This window comes from Bradyrhizobium retamae, from assembly GCF_001440415.1.
Lineage (GTDB): Bacteria > Pseudomonadota > Alphaproteobacteria > Rhizobiales > Xanthobacteraceae > Bradyrhizobium > Bradyrhizobium retamae.
Genome location: NZ_LLYA01000168.1, coordinates 14,455 through 41,449, shown reverse-complemented (window position 1 = coordinate 41,449; position 26,995 = coordinate 14,455). Strand labels below are relative to the sequence as shown.

Annotated in this window: 22 protein-coding genes, 1 tRNA gene and 1 pseudogene; 10 read left to right on the top strand and 14 right to left on the bottom strand. The window is 63.0% G+C overall.

Features of this window, described 5'->3' with window-relative positions; translation table 11 throughout:
- Positions 1-72: 72 nt before the first annotated feature.
- From CQ13_RS24830 to CQ13_RS24810, 5 genes are all read right to left on the bottom strand, one after another.
- The gene (locus CQ13_RS24830; protein WP_156433886.1) at positions 73-441 is read right to left on the bottom strand and encodes a hypothetical protein; all 369 of its coding nucleotides are present in this window, start codon (positions 439-441) and stop codon (positions 73-75) included.
- Positions 442-739: 298 nt separating this feature from the next.
- Entirely contained in the window at positions 740-1,063 is a 324-nt protein-coding gene (locus CQ13_RS24825; RefSeq protein WP_057845462.1) for a hypothetical protein, read from the bottom strand.
- Positions 1,060-1,380: a hypothetical protein gene (locus CQ13_RS24820; protein WP_057845461.1), complete on the bottom strand. Its 321-nt coding sequence runs from the start codon at positions 1,378-1,380 to the stop codon at positions 1,060-1,062. Before CQ13_RS24820 ends, CQ13_RS24825 begins: the two co-directional genes overlap by 4 nt.
- Positions 1,381-1,541: 161 nt before the next feature.
- Positions 1,542-3,521 (bottom strand): sodium:solute symporter family protein, encoded by a 1,980-nt coding sequence (locus CQ13_RS24815; RefSeq protein WP_057845460.1) that lies wholly within the window; start codon positions 3,519-3,521, stop codon positions 1,542-1,544.
- 15 nt (positions 3,522-3,536) lie between these two features.
- Complete coding sequence (locus CQ13_RS24810; protein WP_057845459.1) at positions 3,537-3,815, bottom strand: DUF4212 domain-containing protein; 279 nt, start codon at positions 3,813-3,815, stop codon at positions 3,537-3,539.
- A 294-nt stretch (positions 3,816-4,109) separates the two neighbouring features.
- Here CQ13_RS24810 and CQ13_RS24805 point away from each other — a divergent pair, with 294 nt between their 5' ends.
- The 4 genes and pseudogenes from CQ13_RS24805 to CQ13_RS24790 all read left to right on the top strand — a co-directional run bounded on the left by CQ13_RS24805 (position 4,110) and on the right by CQ13_RS24790 (position 8,451).
- Entirely contained in the window at positions 4,110-4,718 is a 609-nt protein-coding gene (locus CQ13_RS24805; protein WP_057845458.1) for a hypothetical protein, read from the top strand.
- Between the two features lie 76 nt (positions 4,719-4,794).
- Positions 4,795-6,927 carry a DUF294 nucleotidyltransferase-like domain-containing protein gene (locus CQ13_RS24800; RefSeq protein ID WP_057845457.1) on the top strand — a complete coding sequence of 711 codons (2,133 nt, stop codon included), beginning with the start codon at positions 4,795-4,797 and terminating at the stop codon, positions 6,925-6,927.
- 251 nt (positions 6,928-7,178) lie between these two features.
- Positions 7,179-7,850, top strand: coding sequence for a response regulator (locus tag CQ13_RS24795; RefSeq protein ID WP_028348051.1), 672 nt, complete (start codon positions 7,179-7,181; stop codon positions 7,848-7,850).
- A gap of 64 nt (positions 7,851-7,914) precedes the next feature.
- Positions 7,915-8,451 (top strand): annotated as a pseudogene (locus tag CQ13_RS24790) (REP-associated tyrosine transposase).
- A 62-nt stretch (positions 8,452-8,513) separates the two neighbouring features.
- On the opposite strand, the gene CQ13_RS24785 reads toward CQ13_RS24790, so the two are convergent.
- The 6 genes from CQ13_RS24785 to CQ13_RS24760 all read right to left on the bottom strand — a co-directional run bounded on the left by CQ13_RS24785 (position 8,514) and on the right by CQ13_RS24760 (position 18,471).
- On the bottom strand, positions 8,514-12,023 hold the full coding sequence (locus tag CQ13_RS24785; protein WP_057845456.1) for a PAS domain-containing hybrid sensor histidine kinase/response regulator: 3,510 nt from the start codon (positions 12,021-12,023) through the stop codon (positions 8,514-8,516).
- A 159-nt stretch (positions 12,024-12,182) separates the two neighbouring features.
- Positions 12,183-13,412 carry a 5-aminolevulinate synthase gene (gene hemA, locus CQ13_RS24780; RefSeq protein ID WP_057845455.1) on the bottom strand — a complete coding sequence of 410 codons (1,230 nt, stop codon included), beginning with the start codon at positions 13,410-13,412 and terminating at the stop codon, positions 12,183-12,185.
- Between the two features lie 202 nt (positions 13,413-13,614).
- Positions 13,615-14,676 (bottom strand): MBL fold metallo-hydrolase, encoded by a 1,062-nt coding sequence (locus CQ13_RS24775; RefSeq protein WP_057845454.1) that lies wholly within the window; start codon positions 14,674-14,676, stop codon positions 13,615-13,617.
- Between the two features lie 171 nt (positions 14,677-14,847).
- The gene (locus tag CQ13_RS24770; RefSeq protein WP_057845453.1) at positions 14,848-16,971 is read right to left on the bottom strand and encodes a methyl-accepting chemotaxis protein; all 2,124 of its coding nucleotides are present in this window, start codon (positions 16,969-16,971) and stop codon (positions 14,848-14,850) included.
- Between the two features lie 233 nt (positions 16,972-17,204).
- On the bottom strand, positions 17,205-17,930 hold the full coding sequence (locus tag CQ13_RS24765; protein WP_057845483.1) for an outer membrane protein: 726 nt from the start codon (positions 17,928-17,930) through the stop codon (positions 17,205-17,207).
- 220 nt (positions 17,931-18,150) lie between these two features.
- Positions 18,151-18,471 (bottom strand): helix-turn-helix domain-containing protein, encoded by a 321-nt coding sequence (locus CQ13_RS24760; RefSeq protein ID WP_057845452.1) that lies wholly within the window; start codon positions 18,469-18,471, stop codon positions 18,151-18,153.
- A 101-nt stretch (positions 18,472-18,572) separates the two neighbouring features.
- On the opposite strand from CQ13_RS24760, the gene CQ13_RS43415 reads away from it, so the two are divergent.
- A complete protein-coding gene (locus CQ13_RS43415) occupies positions 18,573-18,806 on the top strand; it encodes a hypothetical protein (RefSeq protein ID WP_156433885.1) in 234 nt (77 codons plus the stop codon).
- A 17-nt stretch (positions 18,807-18,823) separates the two neighbouring features.
- On the opposite strand, the gene CQ13_RS24755 is transcribed toward CQ13_RS43415, so the two are convergent.
- Positions 18,824-20,287: a GH1 family beta-glucosidase gene (locus tag CQ13_RS24755; RefSeq protein ID WP_057845451.1), complete on the bottom strand. Its 1,464-nt coding sequence runs from the start codon at positions 20,285-20,287 to the stop codon at positions 18,824-18,826.
- A 12-nt stretch (positions 20,288-20,299) separates the two neighbouring features.
- The gene (locus tag CQ13_RS24750; protein ID WP_057845450.1) at positions 20,300-21,271 is read right to left on the bottom strand and encodes a glycoside hydrolase family 16 protein; all 972 of its coding nucleotides are present in this window, start codon (positions 21,269-21,271) and stop codon (positions 20,300-20,302) included.
- Positions 21,272-21,573: 302 nt separating this feature from the next.
- Here CQ13_RS24750 and CQ13_RS24745 point away from each other — a divergent pair, with 302 nt between their 5' ends.
- Together CQ13_RS24745 and CQ13_RS24740 are read left to right on the top strand one after the other, a co-directional pair.
- Complete coding sequence (locus tag CQ13_RS24745; RefSeq protein WP_057845449.1) at positions 21,574-22,617, top strand: HD-GYP domain-containing protein; 1,044 nt, start codon at positions 21,574-21,576, stop codon at positions 22,615-22,617.
- 385 nt (positions 22,618-23,002) lie between these two features.
- Positions 23,003-23,767 carry a Crp/Fnr family transcriptional regulator gene (locus CQ13_RS24740; RefSeq protein ID WP_082637625.1) on the top strand — a complete coding sequence of 255 codons (765 nt, stop codon included), beginning with the start codon at positions 23,003-23,005 and terminating at the stop codon, positions 23,765-23,767.
- Between the two features lie 136 nt (positions 23,768-23,903).
- Here CQ13_RS24740 and CQ13_RS24735 read toward each other — a convergent pair.
- Positions 23,904-23,978: transfer RNA gene (locus tag CQ13_RS24735), tRNA-Thr, on the bottom strand.
- Positions 23,979-24,265: 287 nt separating this feature from the next.
- On the opposite strand from CQ13_RS24735, the gene CQ13_RS24730 reads away from it, so the two are divergent.
- The 3 genes from CQ13_RS24730 (at position 24,266) to CQ13_RS24720 (ending at position 26,973) form a co-directional block, all read left to right on the top strand.
- Positions 24,266-24,517: a hypothetical protein gene (locus CQ13_RS24730; protein WP_347337054.1), complete on the top strand. Its 252-nt coding sequence runs from the start codon at positions 24,266-24,268 to the stop codon at positions 24,515-24,517.
- A gap of 64 nt (positions 24,518-24,581) precedes the next feature.
- Positions 24,582-26,288: an FAD-dependent oxidoreductase gene (locus CQ13_RS24725; protein WP_057845481.1), complete on the top strand. Its 1,707-nt coding sequence runs from the start codon at positions 24,582-24,584 to the stop codon at positions 26,286-26,288.
- A 178-nt stretch (positions 26,289-26,466) separates the two neighbouring features.
- Positions 26,467-26,973, top strand: coding sequence for a hypothetical protein (locus CQ13_RS24720; protein WP_057845448.1), 507 nt, complete (start codon positions 26,467-26,469; stop codon positions 26,971-26,973).
- Positions 26,974-26,995 lie beyond the last annotated feature (22 nt).

Genomic DNA, 26,995 nt, shown 5'->3' with positions numbered 1-26,995 from the left:
GCATAGAACCAGCCGAACGCGCGCGATGCGTTTAAATGCGTGGAATCTGTCGACGATCGGCGCTGTCTGGAACTAAAGTCCAATAAGCGAAAACAGAAGCGCGGCAGTCCACATCACTATGGAGATGAGGGCGGTCCAGCACGCGCACAGCAAATACGTCTCGCGCATTATCGATGAGACCATCTGCTGCGCGATCGCCTGAGGCGGGCGATTTTCCTTGCGCAGATAGAGCCACATCTCGGTTCGGCGATGGTCTTTGGTTCGTGCTTCCCATGCCTTCAAAATGAGCACGAGTGTCATCGCCATGCTCAGGAAGCCCCCCGCCTGAAAGGCCGCGCGCGGAAGGAAGGACAGGCCGATCATGACGCAGAAAATGGCGAGCGATGCAAATCCGCAGGCGCGCAGCACCGTTTCATAGGCGATACGGCGCATCTCCTCCACGATCGGCTACTCCCTCGGTTGCAGGCGTTTGCGGCCAACGTAGCGGCAAGTTTTCGCGCCCTCAAACGCGGGCACGCAAGACTGAAGCCTCATTTGCCGAAATGTCATGCTCCATCAAAACGATAGAGCTGGATAGCGTTTCACAAAAAAGTCATCGGGTTCTAGCTAGAGCGTTTTCAAGCGAAAGCCTGCCCCGGACTTGATCCGGAGGGGACACCAGTTTGCGTCAAGAAAACGCGTCAAAACAAGAATCTAGCGCTCGGTTCTGATTCAATCAGAACCGAAGAGGCTCCTGCATCTAGAGGCCGATCTTGAGAAAATTGCCCGCGGCCGGCAGCGCCAGCAGCGCGGTTCCGGCGAGCCAGATCCAGAGCGATACATGGTTCGATTCTGTGGCGCCGGTGACGCGTTCGTAGATGGCTGCGGGGATTCCGCCGAGAACGATCGTCGCGGTCGATACCATCAACGATGCGAACATCAGCGTTAGCGAGAGGTTTCCGAACAGCAGCGGCCCGGCCAGCGGCTTGACGTACAGCAGCGCGAAAATCAGCCAGAGCTGGTTGAATATGCCGTTGATCATTCCAAAGAACGCGATGCCGATGAAGAAGAAATTGCGATTCATGATGCCGCTCCACCCATGCGGGGCGCCAGATTGAGCAACAGCAAAATGTAGTGAAATGCGACTCGCAGCCAGAACAACCAGACGAAGCCGAACAGCCACAGCAGGACCGGCGCGGTGATTTTCGGCGTGACCAGCGAGACGACGGCGACGACGGGATCGGTGATCCGGCAGAAGAATCGCCAGATGTAATTCGGCGAATCCGCGTCGACCATCAGACCGAGCAGAACACGGCCGAGCATGGTGTACATCAAAGCCGCGAGCGCAAAATTCGGCAGGTGGAAATACCAGTAGGCGGCCAGTGAACTTGAAGTACCCAAATCGGAGTCTCCTGGTCTGTCGAGCAATCGATGGTGCGGACGGATCGCTCGGCGCAACAATGGCAAGTGGAGGCTTTCCCTGCAAGCCGGGTTGGTCAGGGCCTTCCAAAACAAAAACGGGGCCTTGTGAGGCCCCGTTTGCCGAACATGCGACAGCGTCGCTATGTCGTCTTTTCCTCGAGTACCGTCCTGCCGCGCGGCTTGCGGATGTCGTCGACATACGCCTGCATTTCCGCCGACGGCTCCCTGCCGAGCTTGCTGACGATGTAGATCACAGCAAAGCCGAGCGGGGCGCCCAACAAGCCGCAGGCGATGTTGGTCAGGTTGAACCAGCCGACCTTGTTGGCCAGCGGGTGTGCCAGCGTCGGGAAGCTTTCCATGGCGTTGGGCAACGCCATAACCTTTGCGATATCGACCAGCGGTGCCCCCGTTGCCGGATTCAGCAGTGACGTCATGCCGAAATACTTGACGCCCGCGCCCGGGAAGTACCGCGTGGTCACCAGATAGAACAGGCACAGTCCGAACCCGGCAATGATGCCACAGATCGCGCCCGTCGCCGTCGCGCGTTTCCACCAGACCCCCATCACGAGTGCCGGGAAGTTACCCGCCATCGCGAGCGAGAATGCCCAGCCGACCATGGCAAGGATATCCCCGGGCTTGGTCGCGGCTGTTGCTGCCGCAACCACGGCGACGATCAGCAGCAGAACGCGGGCGACGATGAGCCGGCGCGCGGTCGGCGCGGTCGGGTCGATCATCTTGTAGTAGACGTCGTGGGACAGTGCATTGGCGATGGCAAGCAGCAGCCCGTCGGCGGTGGACAGTGCGGCGGCGAGACCGCCGGCGGCGACCAGACCCGAGATCACATAGGGAAGTCCCGCGATCTCCGGCGTGGAGAGCACGATCACATCCGTGTTGATGACGAAGTCCTGCAGCCGGACCACGCCGGGGTGATCCGCAATGGCCTTGCACGCAGCGATAACCGCATCGATGCTGGCTGCGTTCTTGCCGCAGATCTGGATCAGCCCGAGTTCGCCCCAGCTAAACAACCACGGGCGAATGGCCGACAGATCCCGTCCGATAATATTGGTGTACACCTCCAGCTTCGAGAACGCCGCGTAGGCTGGCGCGGAGAAATAGAGCAGAAAGATAAACAGCAACGACCATCCCACCGACTGACGCGCTTCCCGCACGGAAGGGGTGGTGAAGTAACGCATCAGGATGTGCGGCAGCGAAGCCGTGCCGACCATCATGCACATGATAATCGCGAAGAAGTTCAGAGGGGTATAGTTGATGAAGGGCTGAATGTGCGGCTTCAGCGTCGCAGCGGTCGTCAGGCCCGTCGCCAGCATCTGCTGCTCGCGCGCCGTGATGTCCGCGATGGCCTGTCCGTATGTGAGCTCGGGAATCGGAATGCCGTAGTTCTTGGTGGACAGGATCACGATCGGCGTAAGGTAGGCGATGATCAGCACGATGTACTGGGCCACTTGCGTCCAGGTCACCGCCCGCATGCCGCCCAACATCGAGCAGACCAGGATGCCGACCAGTCCGGCGAACACCGCAAGTTCGAACTGCATGCCGAGGAAGCGCGAGGCAATCAGGCCGGTGCCGTAAATCTGTGCCGTCACATAGGTGAAGGAGCAGGCGACCAGCACGACAACGCCGAGCCCACGGGCGAGATTGCCGCCGTATCGGAACGCCAGAAAGTCGGGCACGGTATAAGCGCCGAACTTGCGCAAGTACGGTCCAATCAGGATCGACACCAGCACGAATCCGCCGGTCCAGCCGAGCACCCAGGCGAGACCGTCATAGCCGAGCAGGAACAAGGTGCCGGCCATGCCGACGAAGGATGCCGCGGACATCCAGTCGGCGCCCGTTGCCATGCCATTGTAAAACGCAGGCACGCTGCGGCCGGCCACGTAGTATTCGGACACTTGCGCCGTTCGCGAGAGAATGCCGATGATCGCGTAGACCGCGAGGGTGAAAAACACGAAGAAGTAACCCAGGATCTTGTTCGGGACCCCGACCTGTTCGAGCACTGCGAGCAGGATCACGAAGGCGAGAAAACCGCCCGTGTAAAAACCGTAGATCTTCCCGAGGTTACTGAGGAAGTCGGAGCCGGAGCCCGATGATGTAGTTGCCATGGTGGATGCTCCCCCTCAATCTTCCTCGGCAAAGCCGAATTCGCGGTCAATCTTGTCTTGCTGTTTTGCGAACATAAACAGCATGACCACGAACACGATGAGCGAGCCCTGTGCGGCCATGTAGAAGCCGAGCGGGAAACCAAGAATCGGAATGATGATATTGTTGAGCGGCTTCACGAACATGTGGATGACGAAGCCGAAGAAGAACCAGACGGCGAGATGCGTGAACATCAAGCGCGAGGTCTTCGCCCAGTGTGCTTCTTCTTTTGCTCTCAGATCTGTGGGGTTAGGCATGGGTCGCAAATCTCCCTCAAGACAACCGGTCAGCAAGTGCACCGGGATTGAATGATCGAGGGGATTGCAATCCCGTCAGCGCGGCACCCCCCTGCGCCGCAATCCCAACCGCTCTTGTGCCGGTTTGGAACTAACGAAGGCTAACATCACGAACAGTCAGTTCTTAATAATACTTTCGGGGGGTAGAATATGTTGCGACTGCTAACAGCGATGCCGCATTGGAATCATTGCGCTTTGCAGGTACCGGATAGTTGGACAAGCTGATCCAGGCGCGCCGCGCGGGAAGAGACTGTAATGAAGCTGTTCGAAAAACTGTTTCGTCCCCGTCCGCCGATTCGCGACCGCGAGGCGCTCGCGGACTTCGTCGATGCGCAGTCGGCGTTCATCGTGCAGAAGGGCATCTACGAATATTCGCGCGCCCGCGCAGGCCATTACGCCAAGGTGCTGTTTGCCGAGGAAGGCTTCGCCAAATCGGTCGAACACGCACGCTGGCAGGCCTTTCCGCTCGGGCTGTCGATGGTCGGCGAGACGGTGGATGTCGTATTGCGTCCGCACGCCGGGGAAGAGCGCCGGGCGATGCTCGACCAGATCATCGCGGTCGTCCTTTCGGTGTTCGACCGCTATCCAGTGCCGCCCTCGATCGGCGAGGCCGCCTGGCAGGAGGCGCGGCGCGAACTGGCGCATCGGCTCGATCTGGTCGGCGGGCACGCGCCCAAGCGGGTGATGGACATTCCCGAACCGCTGGCCGAGAGCTACTTTGCCATGATGCCGATCCACGAAAAGCTGCGCGGGCGCGATTTCCAGACCACGCGCAACTACCTGCGTGTTAGCCTGTGTAACATCCATGACGAACTGGTGGACCGGATCGATGCGGCCGCGGTGATCGGTGCGCTTTTGAAATAGGACCGTCCGAAGCCTGCCGACGCCGGCACCGTCGAACGGCGTTGGAGGGGGCGGCGGGCGCGAGCGGGAGAGGTCGATGGACAGGACGGCCGGCGGGGCCCTGCTTTTGTCGCTCGACGCCGTTGTCATCGATACGGAGACGACCGGGCTCGATCCGCGCAAGGCGCGGATGATCGAGCTCGCAGGCGTGCGCCTCTCGGCCGGAAAGCTCGCACCCGGCGATACGTTTCGCCAATTGCTGCGGCCGGCGGGGGAATCGATTCCGGCTGCGGCCACCCGCATTCATGGCATCGACGACGCTGTCGTCGCGGGGGCGCCGCCGTTCGCGGAGGTCTGGCCGGGCTTCAAGGCGTTTCTCGGCGGGTCCGTCGTGATCGGCCACACGGTCGGCTTCGATCTGGCGGTCCTCAAGCGCGAATGCGACCTGGCCGACATTCCCTGGTCGCGGCCGAGAACGCTCGACACCCGGCTGCTGGCGCAGATCGCCGCGCCCGAATTGGCCGGTTACACGCTCGAGAAGCTCGCAGGCTGGCTCGGCGTCGAGACCGCCGGCCGGCACTCCGCGCTCGGCGATGCGGTCATGGCCGCGCGGATATTCCTGGCCCTGGTGCCCAAGCTACGTGAGCACGGCATCCGGACTGTTGCCGAAGCCGAACGCGCCTGTCGCGCACTCACCGCCGTGCTCGACGATCAGGTGCGCAGCGGCTGGATCGACGCTGTCGACGCCACCGCCCGCGTCGATGCCGAACAGACGCTGCAGCGCTTCGACAGCTATGCGTTCCGCCACCGCATCCGCGACATCATGCGGACGCCCGCGATCTTCGTCTCACCGGATACCAAGGTCGGCGATGCTCTGGCGCGAATGACGGACGAGAAGATCTCGGCAGTCTACGTCCACGGGCCGCAGTCTGGGCCGGAGATCAGGGCGGCTGACGCGGGCATCGTCACGGAACGCGACGTGTTGCGCGCCTTGGCCCGGGATGGCGCCCCGGCGCTGCAACGACCGGTCGCCGAAATCATGAGCGGGCCGCTGGCGGCGGTCTCGGCGGAAGCGTTCGTCTACCGCGCGATCGGCCGGATGAATCGTGTCAGGACTCGACATCTCGGCGTTGTCGACGAGAAGGGCTGCGTGATCGGCGCATTATCGGCGCGCGATCTGCTGCGGCTGCGCGCGGGCGAGGCCATATCGCTCGGTGACGAGATCGACGCCGCCGCCGACGCGCATGCGCTGGCGGCGGCCTGGGCGAAGTTGCCGCGGGTCGCGGAATTGCTTCTGGCGGAAGGATTGTCCGGCCGCGATATCGCCGAAGTCATTTCCCGCGAACTGGGCGCTCTTTCTCGCCAGGCCGCGGTGGTCGCCGAGCAGATCATGCGAAAGAGCGGTCGAGGCAGGCCGCCGTGCGAGTATGCGCTGCTGGTGCTCGGATCGGCCGGACGCGGCGAGAGTTTGTTGGCGATGGATCAGGACAACGCCGTGATCTTCGCGCAGGGCGAGCCCGACGGCGAGGAGGATCGCTGGTTTGCTGAACTCGGGGCGCATGTCGCCGATATACTGCACGAGGTCGGCGTGCCCTATTGCAAGGGCGGCGTCATGGCGAGGAACGCGCTTTGGCGCGGCTCGGTAGCAACATGGCGGGATCGCGTCGGCAAGTGGATCACACGTTCCAGTCCCGCCGATCTGTTGTCGGTAGATATCTTCTTCGATCTGCGGGCGGTTCACGGCGACGGCAGCCTTGCCGTCTCGGTGCGTCAGGCGGCCTTCGCGGCGGCCAAAGGCCAGGTCGCGTTTATCAAGCTGTTGGTCGAGAACGTCAGCGTTCCGGCGAGCCTGAAATTTTTCGGCGGGATCCGCACGGTCGCCGGCCGTATCGACCTCAAGGCGGCCGGACTGTTTGGTCTCGTTGCATGGGTGCGCGCGATGGCAATCCGCTATCACGTTATGGAACGGTCGACGTCGGCGCGACTGACCGGCGTGAAGGCGAGGGTTCAAGCCAGCGAGAGCGATCTCGATGCGCTTGGAGAAGCCCAGGGCACCTTTCTCGATCTCATCCTGTCGCAGCAGGTTGAGGACATCGCCCAAGGCATCCCGCCTTCCAACGCGATTGCCGTGAAGCGATTGTCGGGCCGTGATCTCGATCGGCTGCGTGCGGCACTTGCTGCGGTTTCCACCATCGATGAGCTCGGCCGCGACCTCCTGTTCAGGGATTGACGCAACGCGTCTCCCCGAGAGCAAAGCATTTCTCCGAGTTCCCTGGGGCTCGGCCGGCGCGGCCCAAATCCTCAGTTGTTCATTTTTTTGCGTTGCACCATTCGAGAGAAATTGGTGCCGATTAACTGCTTTTACGGGACGCGGGAAAGGTTGCCTTGCAAGTCGCTTCCTGACAGTGGACAATCAAATTGCTGTCAATCAGCAACGACTTGCATGCTTTCCCGACCTCTTGTCGGCGCCTGGAACAGATGATCGCTGCTGCCAATACCCACCTCGTCATCGCCGATGACCATCCGCTCTTTCGCGACGCTCTGCGGCAGGCGGTTGCCAGTGTCGTGGCTTCGGCCGCCGTCAGCGAAGCCGGCACGTTCGACGAACTCACCGCGCTGCTCGAGCGCGATTCCGACGTCGACCTGATCCTGCTCGATCTCACGATGCCGGGGATTTCGGGCTTCTCGGGGCTGATCTACCTGCGGGCGCAATATCCGGCGATCCCGGTGGTGATCGTGTCGGCGAGCGACGATGCGGGCACGATCCGGCGGTCGCTCGATTTCGGCGCCTCCGGCTTCATCCCCAAGCGCTTCGGCGTCGAGACGCTGCGCGACGCCATCATGAAGGTGATGGAGGGCGACGTCTGGGTGCCGCCGGACACCGATCTCTCCTCGGCCACCGACCCCGACATGACGCGGCTGCGCGACCGCCTGGTGACGCTGACCCCGCAGCAGGTGCGGGTGCTGATGATGCTGTCGGAGGGGCTGCTCAACAAGCAGATCGCCTATGAGCTCGGCGTCTCCGAAGCGACCATCAAGGCGCATGTCTCGGCGATCCTGCAAAAGCTCGGCGTCGAAAGCCGCACGCAGGCCGTGATCGCGGCGGCCAAGATCTCCGGCGGCCAGTGGCGTCAGGGCACGCCGACAGGGTGATTGCGAGCCGTAGGATGGGTGGAGCGAAGCGATGCCCATCATCTCGCCACCTAAGCGTGTGCGCATGACCGGCTATCGCCGCAATTTCATTGCCGGAGGCAGTTTCTTTTTCACGGTCAATCTGGCTGATCGTCGGCTACAATTATTAACTGAAAATATCGGTGCATTGCGGACAGCCTTCCGCGAGACGTAGCGGCGTCATCCGTTCACGATCGATGCGATCGTTGTGTTGCCTGACCATCTCCACACGGTCTGGACCCTACCGCAAGGCGATGCGGATCTCTCCACCCGGTGGCGACTCATCAAGACATCCTTCTCCCGGAAGCTTACTTTGGGCGAGCGGATATCAAGCAGTCGTATCGCCAAAGGCGAACGCGGTATCTGGCAGCGACGCTATTGGGAGCACACGATTCGCGACGAGATCGATTTTTCTCGCCACATCGACTGCGTTCACATCAACCCTGTCAAACATGGCCATGTGAAACGTGTCAGCGATTGGCCATATTCGTCGTTTCATCGCATGGTGAAACACGGTGTCTATCCAGAGGATTGGGCGGGCGATGTTTCCGGCCTCGACGGGGAGTTTGGCGAGCGGCGTTGAGTACGTCGCGAGGTGATGGGTATCGCTGCGCTCCACCCATCCTACCGATCTCGCAATGACGGCTACTCCGCCGCCACCATCTGCTGCGCCCGCCACTGGCCGAGCAGGGCGCGCAGCGAGGCTGGCTTGACCGGCTTGTTGAGGATCGCGATGTTTTCCTCGCGCGCGGCGGCGCGGACGTTGGGGCTGCGATCGGCCGTGATCAGGATGGCGGGAATGTTTTCGCCGAAGCGGCGGCGGATCTCGCGGATCGCGGCAACGCCGTTGCCGCGGTCGAGATGATAGTCGACCAGAAGGCCGGTCACGCTGTGGCCGGACGATTCGATCGCAGCGATCGCGGCTTCCGGGTCAGCCACCGCGATCACCTCGGCGTTCCAGGCCGTCAGCAGCGTCTTCATGCCATCGAGGATCGCTGGATCGTTCTCGATGCAGACGATCAAAGCGCCACTCATAGGCATCTTGGAAAGCGGCGTCGCGCTGGTGACGGCGTGGGTGTAGTTGACCGCCTTGGCGACCGGCACGGTCACCGAAAACACCGAGCCGCCGCTGACGTTGGCGTCGATCGCGATGCCGTGGTTGAGCACGCGCGCCAGCCGCTCGACGATCGATAGGCCGAGACCGAGGCCGCGGGCGATCCGCGCGCCCTGCTCGAGGCGGTGGAATTCCTTGAAAATCTCGCCGCGCTTCATCACGGGAATGCCGACGCCGGTATCGTAGACGGCGATCTGCAGGGATTGGCCGTGGCGGCGGCAGCCGACCAGCACGCGCCCGCGCGGGGTGTATTTGATCGCGTTGGAGATGAAGTTCTGCAGCAGCCGCCGCAGCAGCGAGCGGTCGGATTGCACCGGCAGCGAGCAGGGGACGAAGGTCAGCTCCAGCCCCTTGGCGCGGGCGATCGGCGCAAACTCGATCTCCAGCGAGCGCATCAGGTCGGCCATCTTGAAGCTTGAGATCGAAGTCGTCATTGCCCCGGCATCAAGCCGCGAGATATCCAGCAGTGCGCCGAGTATCTCCTCGATCGCCTCCAGCGAGTCGTCGATGTTCTCGACCAGGCGGGAGTCCTCGCCGCCGTTCTGCCGCTCGACGAGGCTCGTGACGTAGAGCCGCGCCGCATTGAGCGGCTGCAGGATGTCGTGGCTGGCGGCGGCGAGGAATCGGGTCTTCGAGATGTTGGCGTCCTCGGCCGTGCTCTTGGCCTGCGCTAGTTCGGAGTTCAAGCGCGTCAGCTCCTCGGTGCGGTCGCGCACGCGCTTTTCCAGCGTCGCATTGGCGCGCTCCAGCGCCTCGGCGGCCTCGAAGCTCGGGGTTACGTCGGAGAAGGTGATGACGAGGCCGCCGCCCGGCATCCGGTTGGAGCGGACCTCGATCACCATGTGGCGGTCGGCCAGGCGCTCCAGATAAGGCTCGCCCTCGGTGGTGTAGGCCTCCAGCCGTCGCGCCAATAGCGTATCGGGATCGCCGGAGGCGGACACGCTGACCGCGCCCATGAATTCGAGAATTTCCTGCAAGGGAATGCCGAGCTGCACGAGATGCGGCGGCAGCGCGAGAATTTCGCCAAACTGGCGGTTCGAGCAGATCAGTTGCAGATCGGCGTCGAACACCGCGATGCCCTGGCGCACATGGTTGAGCGCGGTCTGCAGGATCTCGCGGTTGAAATGCAGCGCGGCGTGCGAATCGTCGAGCAGCTTCAGCGCAGCCTTGGCGGAGACGGTGCGCTTGCGCAAGAGAAGCGACATCACGAGGCGCGAGGAGGCTGCGCCGATCGAGGAGGCGATCAGGCGCTCGGCGTATTGCAGCAACTCGAAATCGGCAGGTGCCGCCGGATCGAGGTTGCCGGGATGACCGGCCGCAAAGGTCTCGAAGGCCTGGGCCGCGCGCTCGGGGCCGAGATACTGCGCCACCGTGCTCTGGATGTCCTGCACGGTCACGGTCGTGCGCCAGCGCCGGAACGTCGGGGCGATCGGCGCCAGCGTGTTCGGCACGAACAGGTCCGCCTGCAGCCGTTCGATCGAGGACGGCTGGCGCGCGAGCGACATCACGACATAGGTCAGGATGTTGAGCGCGAGCGACCAGAACACGCCATGCATCAGCGGTGGCAGGTCGGTGCCGAGCAGCGCCTGTGGACGCAACGCGACGATGCCGAACGGTCCCTGCTGCAGCAACAGAAGGCCGGCCGTACTGCCCTCCAGGAAACTCGGCAGGAACAGCGTGTAGAGCCACACCGCGATGCCGACCAGCATGCCGCCCATCGCCCCGCGCGCGGTTCCCTGCCGCCAGAACAGGCCGCCGAAGAAGGCCGGCGCGAGTTGCGCCAGCGCCGCGAACGACAGCAGGCCGATCGCCGCCAACTGGGTGTTGCCGAGCGCGCGGTAGTAGAAATACGCCATCACCATGATGGCGAAGATCGCGAAGCGCCTTATCTTGAGCAGGAAGTCGCCGAAATCCTTGCTGCCGTAGCGCGCGCCGGGACTTCCCTTCAGCACCATCGGCAGCACGATGTCGTTGGAGACCATGATGGAGAGCGCGACGCATTCGACGATCACCATTGCGGTCGCGGCCGACAGGCCGCCGACGAACACGGCGATGCTGAGCAGCGCGGAATTTGCCTCGATCGGCAGCGCCAGCACATACATGTCGCTGTCGACGGCGCCGAACGGGAAGGTGACGAGACCGGCGATCGCGATCGGAATCACGAACAGGTTGATGGCGACCAGATAGAGCGGGAACAGCCAGCGCGCGCGGTGGACCTCCTCAGGGCTGGAATTCTCGACCACACTGACGTGGAATTGCCGCGGCAGCAGCATGATCGCGCAGAACGACAACAACGTCATGGTCAGGAAATTGCCGATCGACGGCACGTAGCTGATGGCGCGCACTGCCTCCGGCGTCTTCATCGCCCGCTCGATCAGTTCGACGGGCGTGAACATCCAGAAGGTGACGAAAGCGCCGGCGGCGATAAAGGCCACCAGCTTGACGATGGACTCGGTGGCGATCGCCAGCATCAGGCCGTGCTGGTGCTCGGTGGCGTCGGTCTGGCGGGTGCCGAACAGCACCGCGAATGCCGCCATCGCCAAGGTAACGACCAGTGCGATATCGCCGATCAGCGGCATCGAGGAGAACACCTTGTCCTCGGTCAGGATCGTCTCCAGCGACGAGGCCACCGCCTTGAGCTGCAGCGCGATGTAGGGCACCGAGCCCACGATCGCGATCACGGCCACGGTGGCGGCGACCGCCTGGCTCTTGCCGTAGCGCGCGGCGATGAAGTCGGCGATCGAGGTGATGTTCTGCGACTTGGCGAGCTGGATCACGCGCCGCAGCAGCGGAGTGCAAAGCCCGATCATCAGGATCGGCCCGACATAGATCGCGAGGAAGTCGACGCTGGTGCGGGTGGCGAACCCGACCGAGCCGAAGAAGGTCCAGGAGGTGCAGTAGATCGCCAGTGACAACGGATAGATCAGCATGCTGGCGCGGCCGCGCTGGCTCGGCGACAGGCGGTCGCCGTAGCTGGCGACGACGAACAGCAGTCCGATATAGGCGAACGCGGTGGCGATTACGCCCCAGTCGTGCAGCATCGCTCTCGGGTCTCCCTCTCCCGGCGCTTTGCGGACGTGTATCTTTCACGCCAGCCGCACGCTCGTAAACGCCATGGCCGGAAGAGGTGAATATAGACGCTTTGGGCCGGCAGCGCACGGCGCCACCGGCCCAATTGATAAGGATTAGGACGGGTAGGGTTACTCGGCCGCCAGCGATTTCTGCCTTACGGGCAGCCCGAGGCGTTCCCAGACCTGCAGCAGCGCTTCCGCGAGCGGATCGATCAGCCCGTCATCGTGGTAGGGCGAGGGGGTGATCCGCAGCCGCTCGGTGCCCTTGGCGACCGTCGGATAGTTGATCGGCTGGATGTAGATGCCGTGCTCTTCCAGCAAGATGTCGGAGGCCTGCTTGCACTTCTCAGGGTCGCCGACGAACAGCGGCACGATGTGGGTGTCGCTCGACATCACGGGCAGCCCGGCTGCATTGAGGATCGCCTTGACCCGGGCGGCGCGGTCCTGGTGGCGCTCGCGTTCCCAGTTCGAGGTCTTCAAATGCCGGATCGCAGCCGTTGCGGCAGAGCAGATCGCCGGCGGCAGCGCGGTCGTGAAGATGAAGCCCGGCGCGTAGGAGCGGACCGCGTCGATGATCTCGGCATTACCGGCGATATAGCCGCCGAGGCAGCCGAACGCCTTGGCGAGGGTGCCTTCGAGCACGTCGATGCGGTGCATGACGCCGTCGCGCTCGGCGATGCCGCCGCCGCGCGGGCCGTACATGCCGACCGCATGAACCTCGTCGACATAGGTCATGGCGCCGTATTTCTCGGCAAGATCGCAGATTTTCGAAAGCGGCGCGACGTCGCCGTCCATCGAATACAGGCTCTCGCAGGCGATCAGCTTGGGCCGGTCGGGGCCTGCAGCGATCAAAAGTTCCTCGAGATGGGCGAGGTCGTTGTGGCGGAAGATCTGGCGCTCGCAGCCGGCCTGGCGGACGCCCTCGATCATCGAATTGTGGTTCAGCGCGTCAGATAGAATGAGGCAGTTCGGAATGAGTTTCGCGATCGTCGAAATGCCGGTCTGGTTCGACACATAGCCCGAGGTGAACAGCAGCGAGGCCTGCTTGCCATGCAGGTCGGCCAGTTCCTGCTCGAGCTGCACCAGTGGATGATGGGTGCCGGCGATGTTGCGGGTGCCGCCGGCGCCGGTGCCGACGCGGGTCGCAGTTTCGACCATGGCGCCGACCACTTTCGGGTGCTGACCCATGCCGAGATAGTCGTTGGAGCACCAGATCACGACATCGCGCTTGCCCTTCGGCGAGTGCCAGACCGCATGCGGGAAACGGCCCGCGATCCGCTCGAGGTCGGCGAAAACGCGGTAGCGCCGCTCGTCATGCAGGCGGCTGAGGGCGGCGTGGAAGAATTTGCTGTAATCCATCACAAGACCTGGAACGGAACCGGCCGGATTGGCGCCGGGCCTTTTTAGAGCCTTTCCAGCTTTGATGTCTATGCGAATTCCCACATTTTAGCCTGCCTCCGGAATGCTACTTGGCCGGAGCAAATGTTGATCCGGATCAACGCGCTAGGTGAGTAGCGGTCCGCCTGGCTGGATCATCCGGCGCGGCTTAGGTCGCTGCGTCTCACGTCGTGCGGAACCGCAACACGCCGTCGCTCACCTCTGATGTCAGGCGGCCCTCGACCAGCATGTAATTGACGTGGGCGACCAGTTCGCCGGCGGCAAACCCCATCTGGTGCTCGTCCAGCACGTGCTTGTGGAACACGACCGGCACCAGCTCCTTCGAGGTCTGCGGCACTTCGCGGCAGGCTTCCGCGATCAGCCGGCAGCGGTCCTCGTGGTGGTCGGCGAGCTGCTTGATGCGGGTCTTCAACCCGTAGAACGGCACGCCGTGGCCGGGCAACACCATAACGTCATAGGGCAGCGTGGTGGTGAGGCTCGCCAGCGACGCCAGATATTCCCCGAGCGAGTTCTGGTCGGGCTCGACGGCCCAGACGCTGACATTGGGCGAAATCTTGCTCAGCACCTGGTCGGCCGACAGGAACAGCTTGTCGGCGGCGCAGTACAGCATCACCTGGTCGAGCGCGTGTCCCCCGCCGGTAATCACCTTGAAGCGGCGGGTGCCGATCACGACCTCGTCGCCATGCGAGATGCGCCGATAGGACGGCGGCAGCACCGAAACCCGCTTCAAATAGTCCTGGCCGCGGCCGAGCAGTCGGTCGGTCAGGCTCTCGTCCATACCGTGGCGGCGGAAGAACAGCCGCTGCGCGTTGCGCCGCTCCTCGGTGCCGCGGTTCTGGTGATAGACCGACTGCAAATACTCGACCTGCGACATCTGCAGCGGGCAGTCGAAGCGCTCGACGATCCACCCGGCGAGACCGACGTGATCGGGGTGCGAATGGGTGACGATTAGCCGGTTGATCTTCACATGCCGCAGCGGCCCCTCGAACAGGGTGGTCCAGGCCGCAATGGATTCCTCGTTGCCGAAGCCGGAATCGACCATCGCCCAGCCATCGCCGTCGGCGAGCAGATAGATGTTCACGTGGTTGAGCCGGAACGGCAGCTTGAGCCGGACCCAGAGCACGCCGGGCACCACCTCGACGACCTGATCGTGGCCCGGGTGGCTTTCGAAGGGGTACCGCAGTGCCTCGGCCGAGGACTGCACCGTGTCGGTTTTCGAGTGCATGCTACCGGCTTAGCGGTAGAGGCGGCGCCGCGCTAGCCGAAAAAAAGCGGGGCTGGGCCGTCATTCCGGGGCGCATCGAAGATGCGAACTATGGGGCGCCCCTTGCGTAACTGACAATCTCGAGATTCCGGGTTCGTCCTTTCGGACGCCCCGGAATGACGCTGTTTGTGGTTACGCCGCCCTAATATTCGACAGGAACGCGTCGATCTCCTCGCGCAGCACGTCGGCCTCGCGGCGCAGCGCGTCCGAGGCGGTCAGCACCTGGCCGGCGGCGGTTCCGGCCTGCGCCGAGGCGCTGGAGACGCCGACGATATTGCTGGAGACTTCGCTGGTGCCGCCGGCGGCATGCTGGATGTTGCGCGCGATCTCGCGCGTCGCCGCACCCTGCTCCTCGACCGCGGCCGCGATCGCGGTGGTCACATCGTTGATCTCGCTGATCGTGGTGCTGATGTTGCGGATCGCGGAGACCGCGGTCTCCGTCACTGTCTGCATGCTGACGATCTGCTGGCGGATCTCGTCGGTGGCCTTCGCGGTCTGGTTGGCGAGGCTCTTCACCTCGGAGGCGACCACGGCGAATCCGCGCCCGGCATCGCCGGCGCGTGCCGCCTCGATGGTGGCGTTCAGCGCCAAAAGGTTGGTCTGCGAGGCGATGGTCTGGATCAGGTCGACGACCACGCTGATCCGCGCCGCGTTATCCGCGAGCCCCTGCATGGTGGCGTCGGTCGCACCGGCGTCGTCGACCGCCTTGCGGGCGATCTCCGCCGAGGTGATGACCTGGCGGCCGATCTCCTCGATCGAGGAGGACAATTCCTCGGTGCCCGACGATACGGTCTGCACGTTGGCCGAGGTCTGCTCGGCGGCGGTCGCAACCGCGGTCACCAGCGCGCTGGACTGATCGGCGGTCGCCGACATGCTTTGCGCGGTCGATTGCATCGAGCCTGCCGCGGTCTGCAGGCTGTCGAGCGCGGTGCGAACGGTGCTTTCGAACTCGACGATACGGGCTTCCATGCGGGAGGCGCGTTCTGACTTGGCGATGCGGTCCTTGTCCTGCTCGGCGGAGAGCGCGCGGCTCCGGATCATGCTTTCGCGGAACACCTGCAGCGAGTCGGCCATGACGCCGATCTCGTCCTGGTGATGGCTCTGAAAGACCTCCGAGTCGAGGTCGCCGCTGGACAGCAATTGCATCGAGCGCTGCAGATTACTGATGCGACGCAGGATGTTGCGGCCGACATAGAGCCAGACGAACAGGATCGAACCGACCAGCGTGCCGATGCCGAGCGCGAGCATGACCATGGTCCCGAACGAGATCTCCTGACGCGCCTGCCAGGCCGCAGCGTTGGTTTCCTTCTGCACGCCATCGACCAATTGCTGCACGCTGATGCCGAGGCCGACGTTGAGCTTGCGGGTTTCTTCCAGAATGGTCTGGCCGAAATCGTCTGCGTCAAGCTCCTGCTGGCGGACCTTGAAGACGCCGGTCTTCCCGTCGGCAAGCGCCAGCAAGTCCAGGGTCGCTTTGCGGACGACATTCATCGCCGTGGTCGTGGGCAGCTTCTCGACATTCGACTTCACGCGCGCCTGCGCGGTGCGGAATTCCTTCCCGATGGCCTCCAACGTATCGCCGCTGGTGGCCGACAACGCGGCGATCATGTCGAACGCCATCAGATTGCCGCTCGCGGCGATGTCGGCGAGCTGGTCGGCCGTCCTGTGGGCCTTGATGGCATCGGCCTGCGAGAAGTTAGGAGCGGCGTAGATGCTGTAGAGTTCGGTCTGGGCGTCGATCGCCGCTGGGCCGGCGGCGGCAATGAAGCGCCGTTGAGCCTTGCGCACCGCTTCGTATAGTCTTTCGTGCTGGGCGGCCAGTTCGAGCCGCTCGTGTGCAGCTGCGCCGAGGCTCTTGATCACCTCATCGATGTTCTTCATGTTCTCGTTGAGTGCGGCAACGACCGCCTTGTCGGCGCCGAGTTCGACGATCTCGCCGAGCTTCTGCAGCGCGACCGCCTGGGTTTCCTTCATTTTCCTGGTGCGATCGTTCAGCGCCTGCTCGCTGCGCGCAGCCAGCAGCGCCGGCCCCTGGCTGGCGAGGCTCGCGCTCTGCGCCGAGAGTTGCAGGCTGGCGGCGAGGCGGGGAATATCCCGTCCGCTTAAGTCCACCATGGTCCCGCCAAGCCGCCCGAGCATCAGGCCGGCGCCGGCAGAGATGATGATCGCCATGCCGGCGATGACGGCGAAGGCGGCAAACAGACTGCCCCTGACGCCGAAGCGAAAACCCTTGACCCCTGAATTGAATAACGCCATCTGCCCGCTGCCCCGTCTATGCTACCTTGAGGTGTTTCCTCGCGCGGCAGTATCGCGATACTCGGTTAACAAGTTTGGAAAAACGGAACCTTTTTCGCCACAATTTTAGCGGTAGACGCTGGCCGCATTGGATTTTTCCGTAGATCGGAAAACGCAGGCGGGTGAACAAAAACGCACAAAACAAAGAAGGCCGGTGTGAAAGCCGGCCTTCTGCAATGCTCAGTTGAAAGCGCTTAGTAGCGCGCCACCACGGGGCTCGCGAAGTTGAAGCGATAATTGACGCCGAGCTTCAGCGTGTGGTCGTCATTGTGGAAGCTTCCGAACGGCACCAGCGCCGCGGGGGAAACAAAGCGGCTGCTGCCGAAGTCGTAATACATGTACTCGCCTTTGACCGCCCAGTTCGGGGCGAACATGTACTCGACGCCGGCGCCGACGGTGTAGCCGTGGCTGTGGTTGCCATCGAGCAGGAAGGGGATCGGCGCGCCGGCGAGCGTCAGCCTCTCGCGGTTATCGGAATAGGCGTAGCCGCCTTTGACGTAGAGCAGGCCCGCACCCCAGGTGTAGCCGATGCGGGCAGTGACCGAGCCGAGGCCGCGCTGATCATTGGTGTAGACGTAGGCGCCGGGGAAGGTGGCGGTGAGGTTATTCTTGCCGAGCCAGGAATACTGGCCCTCGGTGCCGAGCACCCAGTTCGGCGCAAACTGCCAATCGAGGCCGGCCTGAACGCCGCCGAGCAGCCGGGCGCTGGAGTCGCTCAGCACCGCGCCGTTGAAGTCGTGGCTGCCGCTGAAGGCGCCGCCGAGATGGCCGCCGATATAGAAGCCGGTCCATTGGGCAGCGACCATCGGCGGCGTATAAGCGGGCTGCTTGTAATAGCGCGCGCCAAGGTCGGCGCCAGAGGCGGGCGCGGCGGCGGTGAGGGCTGCGAAGGCCACGAGGGTGGCGAGGATCTTTTTCATTTTGCTGTCTCCGAAAACCGTTCGGCGACACCGCGTGCCGGCGTCATCCATGGCACGCAGATAGACAGCTTTTATCTAAAATGCTGTCACTCCGAGGTGACAGCAGGCCATAACCCAACCCATTGGCGAACAAACGTTTTTTGTACTTAACGAAGGCCTAATCAAAGGTAAGGAAAGACTTAATTCTCGCCTTCCTCGCAATGGCCCAGGCAAGTTTTGCTTAACCAATGCGGCGGCGCACGTCGCGGCGCATCTGCTCGCGGAAGGCTTGCCGCCGCGCCGGGCGATCTTTCACCGGCACGTCGTGGCGGTCGAACACGTTGAACATATCGAGGATCGGATAGTGGTCGCTGGCCATCGCCAGGATGCGCAACAGCTCCGCCACCGGCCCGGTCGGACCGGTGACCTCCCATCTACGGATAGTGTCGGCGCCATCCGCGGCCGGCAACCCGCAGAGCTTGGCCATGTCGGCCACCGAGAGCGGCTGGCCGATGGCCTCGCCGAGATGCTCGCGAAGTTTCTTCAGTTCGGCTCCGGTCACGGGTTCTCCATTACAAATCGCCATCTGTGAAGTGCGTCACACACCGTATCTGGCATGAGGTCTATACGCAGCCCATTAGGTTTCCTGATGAGGAGGTAACCATGCGCCGATTACTTGAAAGCCTTACCCCCCAGGCCCGCCGGATTTATTGGAAATGGGTCGGCGGCATGTTCGCCCTCTATGTCGTGCTGATGCTCACGGCTGCAGGCGTATTCGTCAGTCACGATTCATCGCGCAAGCTGGCGCATGAACCCGCCACGACTGTGGCAATCGACAGCAAGCAGCGGCCCATCACCGAGGTCCCGGCATCAATCCGGCAAGCCGCGAGGTATTAAAGGCCGGCTGCCGACGTTCAGACGCCGATCGCGTTCCGCGCTACCACGTCGCGATAGAAGGCGACGCTCAGTTTCGGCGCCCGGCGCTGCGTCTCGAAGTCGACATGGTAGAGCCCGAAGCGCTTCTCGTAGCCATAGATCCATTCGAAATTATCCATCAGGCTCCAGAGGAAGTAGCCGCGGACCGGGACGCCCTCCGACGTCGCGCGCTGCAATTGCCGCAAGTAATTGCGCAGATACATGATGCGATCGAGGTCGTAGACCTGCCCGTCGGCGCGAAGCTTGTCTTCCGACGAGGTGCCATTCTCGCTGATATAGATCGTCTCGATGTTCCAGACCTTTGCCGCCAGCCGCGGCGCCCAGTAGATCGTCTCCGGCCCGACGCGCAGCCATTCCGAATTCATGTGCGGGAACGAGGCAGGAAACGGCAGCACGCTCCAGCCCGGCCCTTTGTCGGAAGCGGCGATGTAGAACTGCGGCGCGTAGATGTTGAGGCCGACGAAATCGTTCGGCTGCGAAATGATCTTCAACTCTTCAGCGGTGAATTTCGGCGCGTTCTTGCCGGCGAACTGCAGAAAGCCGTCGGTATATTTGCCTTCCAGGATGACGCCGAGAAAGCCCGAGTTCAATTCGCGTGTCGCCATCTCGGCCGCGCGAACGTTTTCCGGCGTGTCGAACGCCGGCACGCAGGCCGCGACGTTTTCGGCCGGACCCACCTTGGTGCCTTTGCGTCCATGGGCGCGGATCGCCTGCACGGCGAGGCCATGCGCCAGCGCCACATGGTGGCGGACCTGGTTAACCTCCGCATCGGGCAGTTTGAGCCCGGGGGCATCGACGCCCCATCCATAGCCGAAATTCACGAACCTGCCGGCCTCGTTGATCGTGAAGATCGACCGGACGCGATCAGACAGGCGCGCCGCCACATGGCCGGCATAATCGCCGAACGCTTTTGACGTTTCGCTGGATCGCCAGCCCCCGACCTTGTCCTCGAGCGCCTGCGGCAGGTCCCAGTGATATAGCGTCCCGTATGGCTCGATGCCGTTCTTGAGGAGTTCGTCGACGAGCCGGTCGTAGAAGTCGAGGCCCTTCGGATTCGGCTTGCCCGTTCCCTCCGGAAATACCCGCGGCCAGGCGATCGAAAACCGGTAAGCCCTCGCGCCCAATTCCCTGATCAGGCCGATGTCTTCCTTGTAGCGGTGATAGTGTTCGTTGGCGCGGTCGCCGCTGGTGCCGTCCTCGATCTTGCCGGGCGTGTGCGAGAACGTGTCCCAGATCGAGCGGCCGCGGCCGTCTTCGTTCACGGCGCCCTCGATCTGATAGGCCGACGTCGCGGTGCCCCAGACGAAGTCTTTCGGAAAGCTCGCCGGCGCGGGCCGGTCGGATGCCGGTTGCGTGGCGGCATCGGCTGGGGCGGCGGCGATGCCCAGCGCGGACAAGCCTGCGAGCTTTGCAAAATGCCGGCGCGAGAATTTTCCGAACATCGTGATCTCCGGTCAGCGTTCGTCGATTTGGTAGGCGGATATCCTGTCGATCTCGAATGCGACAATATTGGGAGATTCGCCATCGACGAATCCCACGCCTTCGAGAGTCTTCGAGCCCATCGCAAGGTTCACGATCATGTACATGGGTTCGTGGAAGCCGACCGGGACCTTGATTTCGGAGACCGGCTGTCGGTCGATGAAATAGGTTATGCGATCCGGCTGCCACAGCACGCCGTAGTCGTGGAACGCGGTCGGGGCGTCCGGCACAATGAAGTCGAACCCGCAGCGTTCCACGCGCTGCGTCTCCGGTATCCGCCAGTGCGTCGTCATCACGATGTCGCCCGGCCGTTGCCCGCGGCCCTCCACGATGTCGACTTCCGGCGGCCAGCCGCCGTCATCGGCGAGCATCCAGAATGCCGGCCACACGCCGGTGCCGACCGGTATCTTGGCGCGGATTTCGAAATATCCGTACTTCTGGGCAAACCGGCTCTGGGTCGTCAGGATGCCCGAGATATATTCATTGTTGAACAGCACGGTCTTCAGCGCTGGCGGGGTCCGGCTGGCGACGATCGAGAGAACGCCGTCCTTGACCTTGAACGGATCGAGGCCGAGCGGCGTTGTCTCGCGCCCGCCATAGCGCGGATCGACATAGATCTGCTGTTCGCCATTGTAGCTGGTCTTGCGCCTGAAGTCGGAGCCCTCGCCACCCCAGTAACGCGCTTCCGGCCAGGCAGCGCCGCCGGCGTAGTACGGCGCCCATCTTTCATCCAGCAGCGGATGGGTATCGAAATCGTCGTGGAAAGTCCGGTGTAGGGCTACCGATGCGAACGATGCGGGGTTCGGCGCCTCGACGCGGCGGCAGCGCTCGCCGAGCATGGCGGTCGCGACCTGCAGCGTGAGTTTGGCCGTTGCCCCGGCGAGATCTGCCTGCGCGAACGCTGGCCCGGCGAACAGGCCGCCCATCGCGACCAAAGCGCACAGCATCAATCTCTCGGTCCGCCGTTCGCTTCGCGACGACAGGAGATCATTCACGGACGATGCCCTCGATCTGATGGTCTGCGGACGAACGGCGTGCGTACCTCGTTTGAGGTACGTAGTTATACGAGGTGGATACTTAACGGCAAGGTAGCCCTGATGTCCCAGAATGCGGCGCGTTAGAGCGCCTGATGCCGATGGCGCCGAGTGAGGGCTCGGCCTTTCGAACCATCGATCGTTCAATTTGTTTTCAGTTCTCCAAGATTGAGAGACGGTTTCTTCAATATTGGCGCGTACGGACTTTACTCGACATGCTCGTCTATTTTGTCACAGACGAACCGACGAAGTTGCCGGCGATTCGTGCGATGTTCGAGCCGCAGCACGCCGTGGTACCCTGGTTGCTGGGCGGCGACGGCACCCGGATCAGGTCGCATGGCGTGCTGATGGTCGACGTCGACCTGCGGCAGATGCCGCGCGTCGATCGGCTCAGGCTGATATTACAGGACCTCGCCGGCATTCCCGAAAAACTGTTTGTCGTTCACAATCTCTCGCGCTCGATGGTAGCGCAGGCCTATGCGCTCGGCGCGACCGCGGTGCTTTCACGTGCCAAGGAAGCAATTCCCAAGGTTGCGCAGATCGAAGCAGTTGAGGCGGCCGCGGAGAACAAAGCTGCGGTTCCGGCATCGGAGATGGACGAGGGTGTGGCCGCCTTCGCCTCGATGTTTTCGAATGTGCGCCTTGGCAGGCCGGTGAAAGTCGCCGATGCGAAGCGTGCGACGTCGAAGATCATCCAGCGCGTCGGGCAGGATGGCCTTTCGGCATGGCTCGACGAGGTGCGCCGATATCACGAGGGCACGTTTCAGCATTGCCTGCTTGTCACCGGCGTCGCGGTCGGCTTCGCGCTCGATATTGGGTTCTCCGGCACAGATGTATCGCGGCTCGGAGCGGCGGCGACCCTCCACGACATCGGCAAGGCGCGCATCCCGCTGTCGATTTTGGACAAGCCCGGGCGCCTCGACTCCGACGAGGAGGAGATCATCAAGCGCCATCCCGCGATCGGATATGAACTGTTGAAGGGCGTGTCCGGCATCAGCCCGGAAATTCTGGACGGCGTGAGGCACCATCACGAATATCTTGACGGCTCCGGCTATCCGGACGGACTGAAGGCCTCGCAGATTTCCGATCTGGTCCGGTTGCTGACGATCTCGGACATCTTCGCCGCGCTCATCGAGTCGAGGTCATACCGGCCGCCAATGCCGCGGCCCGCCGCCTACCAGATCCTGTGCGGCATGGATGGCAAGCTGGAAGGGTCGCTGGTCAGGGCGTTCCGCAACGTCGCACTCGGGCCGGGATGAGCCGCTGCCGATAATCCACGCCGAACGATCCCGCTCCCCGGCTGATTTCCCGATTGAGGTCGATCATCCATCGGAAGGGATGTTGCTGCCAGACGGGAACTGTCGCGAGAAAACACCGCCAACTGAATTTATGGAGCTTTTTCGCCTCGCCAGCGGTCCTGAGGCTCGTGTCGAAGCGGTTCCGCCCGATTACCCAAGGGTTTGCCGTACCTTTACCCGTGCGGCGCCGTAGGGTACTCAGCGAGTATCGTATCCAAGTTGGCAGCTCAACGCCGGAACGATGCACGATGAAAGTGGAGTCAGTGTCGGCGCAGCGCAGAAGACATTCCTACCAAAGACATTCCAGGAGAACTCCGTGTTCCTCCGAGGGAAGAAGTCTCTCGTGATGGGCTTTCCGGCGAGCGCCGGTAATCGACTTCTCACCGCGTTGCCGCCGGCAGACCTCGCGTTGCTCACGCCGCATCTCCAGAAGGTATCGCTCGAGCAGGACGCCGTGGTGATACGAGCGGGAGATCGGCGCCACCACGTTTACTTTCCCCATAGCGGGGCCATCTCCTTCATGCTCGGCCTTCCGAACGGAGAAACGATCGCAACTGCGGTAATCGGGCGCGAGGGAGCGATCGGCGCACTATCGGTGCTGGGACCCTCTTTCTTGTCGTCCGTGACCGCGGTCGTGCGGGTGGGCGGCACCGCATCACAAATCCCCGTGTCGCGGTTTCATGCAGCCTACATGAAAAGCGGCGCCATCAGACATGTGGTCGAGGCGCACACGAGGTCGATACTCATGCAGTTCCAGCACGTCTCAGCCTGCAACGGACTGCACTCGGTCGAGGCCCGCATGGCGCGGTGGCTGCTTCACCTGCATGATCGGACCGAGGGCAACAACGTCCTGTCATTAACGCAGGGGACACTTTCGCAGTTGCTCGGGGTGCGACGAACGACCGTGACGCAGGTGATTGCCAAACTCCGCGCCCTAGGTGCCATCAGATCCGCCCGGCGGGGCCTAGTTGAAATCGACAGGGCGCGGCTCGAGGAAGCAACCTGCGAATGCTACGACATCATACGTGGTGCAACCGATCGGATCGTCCCGGATGAAGCCGTAGGGTCGCACCTGCATTTTGCGTCGACCGACAAACTCTACGGTGCATGATCGTTTTCAAGCTTACATAAGCTCCTGCAGACGGCCACGACGACGCTCAAGAAATCGCAACGTCTTCGAGGGAAACGAATGACCCGCCACAGCCCGACGCGCCGGAACCTTGTGGCTGATGGTTCAGAGGAAAAGCTGGTGCTGCCAGACAGGATTGAACTGTCGACCTCTCCATTACCAATGGAGTGCTCTACCACTGAGCTACGGCAGCATGCCCGCTATTCAGGGAATCGGCCCTAAAGGCCCCTACAGGCGGCCGGTTCTTGCCACAAGGGCCCTTCTGGTGCAAGCGCGCGGGCGGGCTGGGAAAGCATCAAAATGGGGTAAAATCGTCCCGACGATCGGGACCAGGCGCAAATGGGCAACTTCGGGCCTTGCTCCGGTTCCCGATCTCGCCTTGAGCGGCTGAATCCCGGCTTCCGCTACTTGTCGCGGGGTTCGGGATGGTGGCAGGCCGGGCGCGATTGCGGCTGGCTGATCGAAAGCGGCTATCTTCGAATGGCGGCGTCGCTGATGCCGTCTCGACCAGACATATTCGGCGGACTGACGATGAAGGGTGATCACGGCAAGGGCGCGGGAAAGACCGGCGCGGATGTGAAGGATTCACGACGCGACCGGCTCAAGCTGGCGCTGCGTGAAAATCTGAAGCGGCGGAAGTCACAGGCGCGGGGGCGCAGCGATCCTGGCGCACCTTCCGAAAGCCCCAATGTCTCCCTAGATGACGCCAGCGGAGAAAAGCCGGGCCAGTAGCGCAGATCGCTCGCCGGGCGGCCCGACAGTTCTTTGCACAGTTGTTGTTTCTTGGGTGGCGATCATGAGTGCAGACATCACGGCCGGTCCGGCGACCGGCGCGACTTCCACCGCGTTTCCACGTTACGAGCAGACATTCCCGGCGCTCACCCATCACGAAATCGCGCGCATGCGCCGGTTCGGAGAGCTTCGGACCTACAGGGATGGCGAAACCCTGTTCGAGACCGGCAAAGTCGGCCCCGGCATGTTCGTGGTGCTGTCGGGCACGGTCGCGATCACCCAGCGCGATGGCCTCGGCCATATCACGCCCGTCATCGACCAGGGCCCGGGACAGTTTCTGGCCGAGATCGGACAACTCTCCGGGCGCGTCGCGCTGGTCGACGGCCACGCCGAAGGTGACGTCGAAACACTGCTGATCCCGCCGGACCAATTGCGCGCGCTTTTGGTCGCGGAAGCCGAGCTCGGCGAGCGCATCATGCGCGCGCTGATCCTGCGCCGGGTCAGCCTGATCCAGGGCGGCGTCGGCGGCCCGGTGCTGATCGGCCCGTCCTCCCTCGGCGACACGGCGCGGTTGCAGAATTTTCTGGCGCGCAACGGCCAGCCTCACCACGTGCTCGATCCCGCAAGCGACAAGGATGCCGCCGACCTCGTCGCGCGCTATTCGGCCTCGCGGGCCGATCTGCCGCTGGTGGTGTGCCCTGACGGTACCGTGCTGCGCAACCCGTCGGAGACTTCGCTGGCGCTGGCGGTTGGCATGATCACCAACCATGCGCATGAGAGACTCTATGATGTGGCAGTGGTCGGCGGCGGTCCTGCCGGTCTCGCCACCGCGGTTTATGCTGCCTCCGAAGGATTGTCGGTGGCGGTATTCGACGCGCGGGCGTTCGGCGGCCAGGCCGGCGCCAGCGCGCGTATCGAAAACTATCTGGGCTTTCCGACCGGTATTTCGGGGCAGGCGCTCGCCGGCCGTGCCTACAATCAGGCGCAGAAATTCGGCGCCGAGATGCTGATTCCGGTTTCGGTCCGGTCGCTGGATTGCTCGCAGCGCGACGGCGTGTTCGCGCTGGCCACCGAATGCGGGCAGTCGCTGCGCGCCAAATCCATCGTGGTGGCGAGCGGGGCGCGTTACCGGCGGCCGGAAATCGAAAATCTCGACGCGTTCGAAGGCCGCGGCGTCTGGTACTGGGCCTCGCCGATCGAGGCCAAGCTGTGCGTGGGCCAGGATGTCGTGTTGGTCGGCGGCGGCAATTCCGCCGGCCAAGCCGCGGTGTTTCTGTCTGGCCATGCGCGCAAGGTCTACATGATCATCCGCGGCGGCGGGCTGGGCGCCAGCATGTCACGCTATCTGATCGAGCGGATCGAGGCGGCGCCCAACATCGAACTGGTCTTCAACGCCGAGGTGATTGCGGTCGAAGGCGGCGGCGATGGATCGCTCGAACGCGTGCACTGGAAGAGCCGGCTGGCGCCCGAACAGCACAGTTTTGATGTGCGTAACCTGTTTCTGTTCGTCGGCGCCGACCCGGCGACCCATTGGCTGGACGGCTGCGGCGTCACGCTCGACCGCGCGGGCTTTGTGGTGACGGGAGCGCAGTCCGAGCAGAATCTCGGTCGTCCGGTGCCGCCCCTGGAAACCTCGGTGCCCGGCGTGTTCGCGGTCGGCGACGTGCGCTCCGGCTCGGTCAAACGCGTCGGCGGCGCGATCGGCGAGGGCGCACAGGTGGTCGCCGCGCTGCATGGCTATCTCGCCGACGCAGCGAAGCCGTCGCTATGATACAACGTGGCTGCCATCATTTGTGACAGAAGCGCAAATATTCGTGCATCATACAATTTTTGTTGATGCGTCTTCATCAGGCACATGCCTGCCTTGCCGAAGGCCGCACGCGATGCGTGTGGAAATTCTTCGCGCCGCGTCGTAACCTTTAGATGGTTTCCAACGAAGGGGGCGCGTCATGATTTTAGGTATGAGTTTGGCGACATTTGTTCTCGTGCACGTCATCATCAGCCTGATCGCCATCGTGGCGGGCCTCATCGTGATGTTCGGGATGCTCGGCTCGAAGCGGATGCCTGGCCTGACCGCGATCTTCCTGGTGTTCACGATCCTGACCAGCGCGTCAGGATTTCCGATTCCGCCTCTGCTGTCCGAAAAGCCGTTGCCGTCGCATATGATCGGCATTCTCTCGCTGGTGCTGCTGGCGATCGCCTGTTTTGCGCTTTACGGCATGAAGCTCAACGGTGCCTGGCGCTGGATCTACGCGCTGACCGCGCTGGTCTCGCTCTATCTCAACGTGTTCGTGCTGGTGATCCAGTCCTTCCTCAAAGTGCCGGCGCTGCATGCGCTGGCGCCGAGCGTGCCTCCGGCCGAGCCGCCGTTCGCCATCGTCCAGGGCATCGTGCTGGTATTCTTCATCGTCGTGATCATCGGCGTGCTCCGGAGATATCGGCCAATGCCCACATAAGCCGGCCTCTGGTATCATCTTC

Bases quoted from the DNA above. Each gene is read 5' to 3' on its own strand.
- CQ13_RS24725 (WP_057845481.1), top strand. From the start codon at position 24,582: ATGAGTGCAGACATCACGGCCGGTCCGGCGACCGGCGCGACTTCCACC.
- CQ13_RS24745 (WP_057845449.1), top strand. From the start codon at position 21,574: ATGCTCGTCTATTTTGTCACAGACGAACCGACGAAGTTGCCGGCGATT.
- CQ13_RS24825 (WP_057845462.1), bottom strand. From the start codon at position 1,063: ATGAATCGCAATTTCTTCTTCATCGGCATCGCGTTCTTTGGAATGATC.
- CQ13_RS24720 (WP_057845448.1), top strand. From the start codon at position 26,467: ATGATTTTAGGTATGAGTTTGGCGACATTTGTTCTCGTGCACGTCATC.
- CQ13_RS24805 (WP_057845458.1), top strand. From the start codon at position 4,110: ATGAAGCTGTTCGAAAAACTGTTTCGTCCCCGTCCGCCGATTCGCGAC.
- CQ13_RS43415 (WP_156433885.1), top strand. From the start codon at position 18,573: ATGCGCCGATTACTTGAAAGCCTTACCCCCCAGGCCCGCCGGATTTAT.
- CQ13_RS24775 (WP_057845454.1), bottom strand. From the start codon at position 14,676: ATGCACTCGAAAACCGACACGGTGCAGTCCTCGGCCGAGGCACTGCGG.
- CQ13_RS24770 (WP_057845453.1), bottom strand. From the start codon at position 16,971: ATGGCGTTATTCAATTCAGGGGTCAAGGGTTTTCGCTTCGGCGTCAGG.
- CQ13_RS24730 (WP_347337054.1), top strand. From the start codon at position 24,266: ATGGCGGCGTCGCTGATGCCGTCTCGACCAGACATATTCGGCGGACTG.
- CQ13_RS24755 (WP_057845451.1), bottom strand. From the start codon at position 20,287: ATGTTCGGAAAATTCTCGCGCCGGCATTTTGCAAAGCTCGCAGGCTTG.
- CQ13_RS24750 (WP_057845450.1), bottom strand. From the start codon at position 21,271: ATGCTGTGCGCTTTGGTCGCGATGGGCGGCCTGTTCGCCGGGCCAGCG.
- CQ13_RS24800 (WP_057845457.1), top strand. From the start codon at position 4,795: ATGGACAGGACGGCCGGCGGGGCCCTGCTTTTGTCGCTCGACGCCGTT.
- CQ13_RS24815 (WP_057845460.1), bottom strand. From the start codon at position 3,521: ATGGCAACTACATCATCGGGCTCCGGCTCCGACTTCCTCAGTAACCTC.
- CQ13_RS24785 (WP_057845456.1), bottom strand. From the start codon at position 12,023: ATGCTGCACGACTGGGGCGTAATCGCCACCGCGTTCGCCTATATCGGA.
- CQ13_RS24765 (WP_057845483.1), bottom strand. From the start codon at position 17,930: ATGAAAAAGATCCTCGCCACCCTCGTGGCCTTCGCAGCCCTCACCGCC.
- CQ13_RS24740 (WP_082637625.1), top strand. From the start codon at position 23,003: ATGGGCTTTCCGGCGAGCGCCGGTAATCGACTTCTCACCGCGTTGCCG.
- CQ13_RS24810 (WP_057845459.1), bottom strand. From the start codon at position 3,815: ATGCCTAACCCCACAGATCTGAGAGCAAAAGAAGAAGCACACTGGGCG.
- hemA (WP_057845455.1), bottom strand. From the start codon at position 13,412: ATGGATTACAGCAAATTCTTCCACGCCGCCCTCAGCCGCCTGCATGAC.